The organism is Enterorhabdus sp. P55 (assembly GCF_009911695.1).
In the GTDB taxonomy this organism is placed as follows: domain Bacteria; phylum Actinomycetota; class Coriobacteriia; order Coriobacteriales; family Eggerthellaceae; genus Enterorhabdus.
The window spans coordinates 1-5292 of sequence record NZ_QWKK01000132.1 but is presented as its reverse complement, the minus strand read 5'-3'; the positions used below and the strand labels follow the sequence as shown (position 1 = coordinate 5292).

The following is a 5292-nucleotide window of genomic DNA, read 5'->3' as shown; positions in this document are numbered from 1 at the left end:
GCCCGCGCCGGACGCCCTGCCCGCCGCTCCCGGCGGCGTCGCGGCGGCCCTCGGCTTCCGCGCCGCCGGCGTGCACGCGGGCTTCCGCGACGACCCCGACCGCCTGGATCTGGCCCTCGTCGTGGCCGACGAGCCCTGCGCCGCCGCGGCCGTGTTCACCCGCAACGTGTTTTGCGCCGCCCCGGTGCAGGTCAACCGCGAGCGGTTGGACGAGGGCGGCTCCGGCGCGCCGAGCTACGGCACCGCTCGCGCCGTGGTGGTGAACTCCGGCGTGGCCAATGCCGCCACCGGCGAGCGCGGCCGCGAGGCCGCTCGGGCCATGGCCGCCATCACCGCCGAGGCCGTGGGCTGCCCGGCCGAGGAGGTGCTCGTGGCTTCCACCGGGGTCATCGGCGTGCACCTGCCGCTTGGCCCCTTCCGCTCAGGCGCCCCGGCGGCTGCGGCCGCGGCCTCCCGGGAGGGCGGCGCCGCCGCGGCCCGTGCCATCATGACCACCGACACGCATCCCAAGGAGTGCGCCGTCGCCTTCGATGGCGATGACGTGGGCTACCCCGGCGCGCGTTTCACCGTGGGCGCCATGGCCAAGGGCTCGGGTATGATCATGCCCGACATGGCCACCATGATCGCCGTCGTCACCACCGATGCGCCTGTGCTCGCGTGCGACCTGGCCCCGGCCCTGCGCGCTGCCGTCGACGCCAGCTTCAACCGGGTGACCGTGGACTCGGACACCTCCACCAACGACTCCTGCTTCCTGCTGGCCAGCGGAGCCGCGGCTCCCGGCGCTGCGCCGCTGGCCCCGGGCACTCCCGCCTTCGCCCGCTTCCAGCAGGCGCTCGACCAGGTGTGCGCCACGCTCGCCCGCGCCATGGCGGCCGACGGGGAGGGCGCCACGCGCCTCATCACCGTCACGGTTCGCGGGGCCGCCAGCCCCGCCGACGCCCAGGCGGCGGCGCGCACGGTGGCCAACTCGCCCCTGGTGAAGACGGCCGTCTACGGCCACGACGCCAACTGGGGGCGCATCGCCGCGGCGCTCGGACGCTCGGGCGCGGCCTTCCGCCAGGAGGACGTGGCCATCGACATCCTCGGCCTGCCCGTCTGCCGCGGCGGCCTCACCGTTCCCTTCGATGAGGATGAGGCGCTGCGGCGCTTCGAGGGCCCGGAGGTGGCCATCGTGGCCGACCTGGGCGCCGGCGAATCCGAGGCCACGGTCTGGACCTGCGACTTCTCGCATGAATACGTTTCGATCAACGGAGACTATCGCTCATGAAATACGACACCGAGACGCGCCCCCACGGCGTTTCCAGCATCACCGGCGACGTCCTTACCGAGGCGATGCCCTGGATCAAGAAGATCACCGGCGAGACCATCGTCATCAAGTACGGCGGCTCGGCCATGGAGGATCCGGCCCTGCGCGCCGAGGTGATGGCCGACATCATCCTGCTCAAGATCATCGGCGTGAACCCGGTCATCGTCCACGGCGGCGGCAAGGCCATATCCGCGGCCATGAAGCGCTTCGACCTGCCGGTTGAGTTCGTCGACGGCCAGCGCGTCACCAGCCCCGAGGCCATGGACGTGGTGCGTATGGTGCTCACCGGCCGGGTGAACCAGGAGCTCGTGGAGGCCATGAACGAGCACGGCAACATGGCCGTGGGCATCAGCGGCACGGACGCCGGCGTCATCGTGGCCGAGCAGGCCGACCCGCGCCTGGGCCGCGTGGGCGCCATCACCCGCATCAACAACCTGCTCATCGAAGACCTCGTGGCCGCCGACTACATCCCCGTCATCGCCACCATCGCCATCGGCGAGGACGGCGGCTGCTACAACGTCAACGCCGACGTGGCCGCCGGGCACATCGCCGCGGCCATCGGTGCCCACAAGGTGTTCTTCCTCACCGACGTGGACGGCCTCTACGAGGACTACCCCAACCGCGACACGCTCATCTCGGCCATGAGCCTGGAGGAGGCGCGCCAGATGGTGGAGGACGGCGCCATCTCCACCGGCATGATCCCCAAGCTGCGGTCCTGCGTCTACGCCATGGACGCCGGCGTGAAGAAGGGCCACATCATCAACGGCACCACGCCCCACGCCCTGCTGCTGGAGATTCTCACCGACAAGGGCATCGGCACCATGGTCACCGGCGACGGCGACTCCGAGGCCGCCGCGCCCCTCGGCAACTTCGCCGCCAAGCTCATCGAAAACCGCGAGGCGTAGCCCCGCGGCGCTGCCGAAGGCCCCCCGCAGAAAGGATCACCCCCATGTCCCTCCCCGAGCAGCAGTCCCTCGAATCCGCCTACGTCATGGGCACCTTCGCCCGCAAGCCGGTCGAGTTCGCCTCCGGCCGCGGCATGACCCTCGTCGACGCCGAGGGCCGTGAGTACCTCGACTTCCTCTCCGGCATCGGCTGCGACTGTCTCGGCCACTGCCCGCCGGCCCTGGTAGGCGCCTTGGACGCCCAGGCCGGTCGCCTCATTCACGTGAGCAACTACTTCTACATCGAGCACCGCGGCGAGGTGGCGCGCCACCTGTCCGACCTGCTCAGCCGCTACGCGCCGGAAGGCGAGGACGGCCCGTGGAAGACGTTCTTCACCAATTCGGGCGCCGAGTCCAACGAGTGCGCCCTCAAGCTGGCGCGCCTCCACGCGCGTCGGCGCGCCCAGGCCGAGGGCGGTCCTGACGTGCCCGCGCCCTATCATGTGGTGACGGTGGACGCGAGCTTCCACGGCCGCACTATGATGACGCTCGCCGCCACCGCCCAGGCCAAGTTCCACGTGGACTTCGCGCCCATGCCCGACGGCTTCCTCGACGTGCCGCGCAACGACGTGGCCGCCCTGGAGGCGCTCTTCGCCGCCCACGGGCCTGAGATCTGCGCGGTCATGCTGGAGTGCGTCCAGGGCGAGAGCGGCGTGCATCCCCTGACGCCCGAGTTCCTGGCTGCCGCCCGCCGCCTCACGCGCGAGCATGGCGCGCTTCTCATCTGCGACGAGGTCCAGTGCGGCATCTTCCGCACGGGACGCCCCTTCGGGTTCCAGCACTTCGGCATCGTGCCCGACGTGGTGTCGATGGCCAAGGGGATAGCGGGCGGCTTCCCGGCCGGTGCCTGCGCGGCCCGCGCCGAGGTGGCCGACCTGTTCGCCCCCGGCGACCACGGCACCACCTTCGGCGGCAGCTGCCTGGCCGTGGCCGCGGCCCAGGCCGTGCTCGACGAGCTGGACGCCGGCGGCTACGAGCAGCGCGTCGCCGAGGTCGGCGCCTACCTGCGCGAGCGCCTGGCCGCCCTCCCGCGCGTGCACGACGTGCGCGGCCTGGGCCTCATGGTGGGCTGCGACCTGGCCGAGGACGCCCCCAGCGCCCCCGAGGTGGTGTCCGCCGCCCTCGAGCGCGGCTTCGTCCTCAACGCCACCGGCCCGCGCACCCTCCGCTTCCTCCCGCCCCTCATCTGCGAGCGCGCCCACGTAGACGCCCTCGTCGAGGCCCTCGCCGCCATCGTCTAGCCCGCGTCGGCAGCCCCCCGCCTCTCGGGAGGCGGGACAATGGGGGGGAGGGTGCTGCCAAGCGGGGCTCGGGCGTGGGGGTGGGGCTCCCCGTCTTGCGCCACCCCCCCCCCTGCGCTCCTGCCCCCGTTTCCTGCGCATCCGCGCAGCCGCCGGCCCCAAAAATGGCCAAAAACGACGACCTGACGACAAAGCGGGGCACGAAAGCACGCCCCGCGACGCGAATCCCCCTAAGGCCTAGAGCGCGACCTGGGCTTTTGCGTGTCGCCGCCTTCGGTGACGCGTCCCCGGCGCGAAATTCTGTCGTCAGGTCGTCATTTTTGGCCACTTTACACGCCAGGGTCGCATGCGGGCGCGCTCGGCACCCCATGCATGAGCGCGATGCGCAGGGGGAAACGGCGAAGGCGCCCGCTGCTCCCATTCAGCGCGGGGCGTGTGCTATGCCGCAAGTACCGGCGAGCCCCGCTTTTTCCTTAAAAGTCGGAGCGGGCGGCGCAGGGGCTTAGTTGGGGGACGGTAGTGGCATCTGCCGTCCCTTACCGCTTGCTCCTCTGCGCCATCCGTCCGCTTGTTTGGGATCCTGTCTCTCCAGTACCGCCACGTTGCAGGGAAGCGTCTGCGCATGGTGCTGAATTGGGTGATGCCTCTGTGGTGCGAGCGTTGATGAGCAGACCGTGAAGGGGGTGGCACCCACGTTGTGTGGGGTTCGGCAGGATTGACGTTATTTGCCCTGAACCCAACATGCCTGCCGATGATTTACCGTAGCTCTAGGTTTCGAATTGCGGCCTACGATCACTTCTTTTGAAGTCATTATGCCTGAGCCAGCTTCTGAGCATAGTGGTTTCAAGAGCCATGGGGGATGGATTGAAAGCATGCCCTTCGGGCTATAAATGCGCCTTAGACGAGGTCTTTCCTGGAAAGTAGCTCTTCAAGCTGCTGGCTTGAATGGATGCCTAGCTTCCGATAGATAGAATACTTATGCGTCTTAACAGTGTTGGTCGATACAACAAGCTTGTCTGCGATGTAAGGCACATCTCTCCCATTCGCGAGATAACGCAGAACGTGACCTTCCTGAGTGGTTAAGCCGTATTTTTCCACTATTTTCAGCACCATGCGTTTGCGGTGATAGGGGATTTCGTATTGGATAGACTGCAGAAAGGACTCCTTAGAGCGCCTGTATTCGACAACATCCAGGGCGTCAATTAGCTCAAGCAATGCGAGCTCCAAGCTCGATTTCTTCTTTTTTTCCAAAAGATAATCAGGAATGGTTTGGTAAAGCTTTGCCGATGCCTCCAAGGCCAATAATTCATCAGGCTCCATGATGACTCCTTTTCCTTGCTGCATATAAGCGGCTCTCGTAATTATAGTATGGGGCGACTGGGCAGACTTTTAGTATCTTTCGCTGATATCTACTACATATCAAGAGCGGTAATTATTCGCTTGATTCGAAAATACGTCTGTGTTCAGGCATAACGTTGGTGTCTATACGCCATTCAGCCTCATAATTTATTCTCAAATAAGATAGCTTTTAGGCAAAACCAATCATAACAATTTGATTATTTTAGAAGCACTGCAGAGCGATGCCTGAGGTTGGCATCGGGGTTCGAATCGCTGTTCCATTTGAAGTGACTTCACCATACCTACGTGTCCTTTGTGCGCCTGTCAGAAAAGGAGAAGGAATGGATTACCAAGAGTATCTGGACTCAGTAGATCGTAAGGCCTATCACGAGGGCGAGTGGCGTTGGCAGGAGGGTGACTTCACCGTCACCCGTACCAACCACTGGTCGCCCCCGGGCTGCCA

4 protein-coding genes are annotated in these 5292 nt (G+C 66.2%); 3 read left to right on the top strand and 1 reads right to left on the bottom strand.

The genetic code is table 11. The annotated features are described in order from the left end of the window. Positions 1–16 precede the first annotated feature (16 nt). From argJ to D1643_RS09650, 3 genes are read left to right on the top strand one after another with little or no spacing between them, the layout of a single operon-like run. Complete coding sequence (gene argJ / locus D1643_RS09660; protein ID WP_160710424.1) at positions 17–1267, top strand: bifunctional glutamate N-acetyltransferase/amino-acid acetyltransferase ArgJ; 1251 nt, start codon at positions 17–19, stop codon at positions 1265–1267. Continuing rightward, on the top strand, positions 1264–2211 hold the full coding sequence (gene argB / locus D1643_RS09655) for an acetylglutamate kinase (protein WP_160710423.1): 948 nt from the start codon (positions 1264–1266) through the stop codon (positions 2209–2211). The genes argJ and argB overlap by 4 nt, the downstream gene beginning before the upstream one ends. Positions 2212–2255: 44 nt before the next feature. After that, positions 2256–3491: an aminotransferase class III-fold pyridoxal phosphate-dependent enzyme gene (locus D1643_RS09650; RefSeq protein ID WP_160710422.1), complete on the top strand. Its 1236-nt coding sequence runs from the start codon at positions 2256–2258 to the stop codon at positions 3489–3491. A gap of 897 nt (positions 3492–4388) precedes the next feature. On the opposite strand, the gene D1643_RS09645 is transcribed toward D1643_RS09650, so the two are convergent. Beyond that, positions 4389–4811 carry a helix-turn-helix transcriptional regulator gene (locus D1643_RS09645; RefSeq protein ID WP_160710421.1) on the bottom strand — a complete coding sequence of 141 codons (423 nt, stop codon included), beginning with the start codon at positions 4809–4811 and terminating at the stop codon, positions 4389–4391. Positions 4812–5292: the final 481 nt, after the last annotated feature.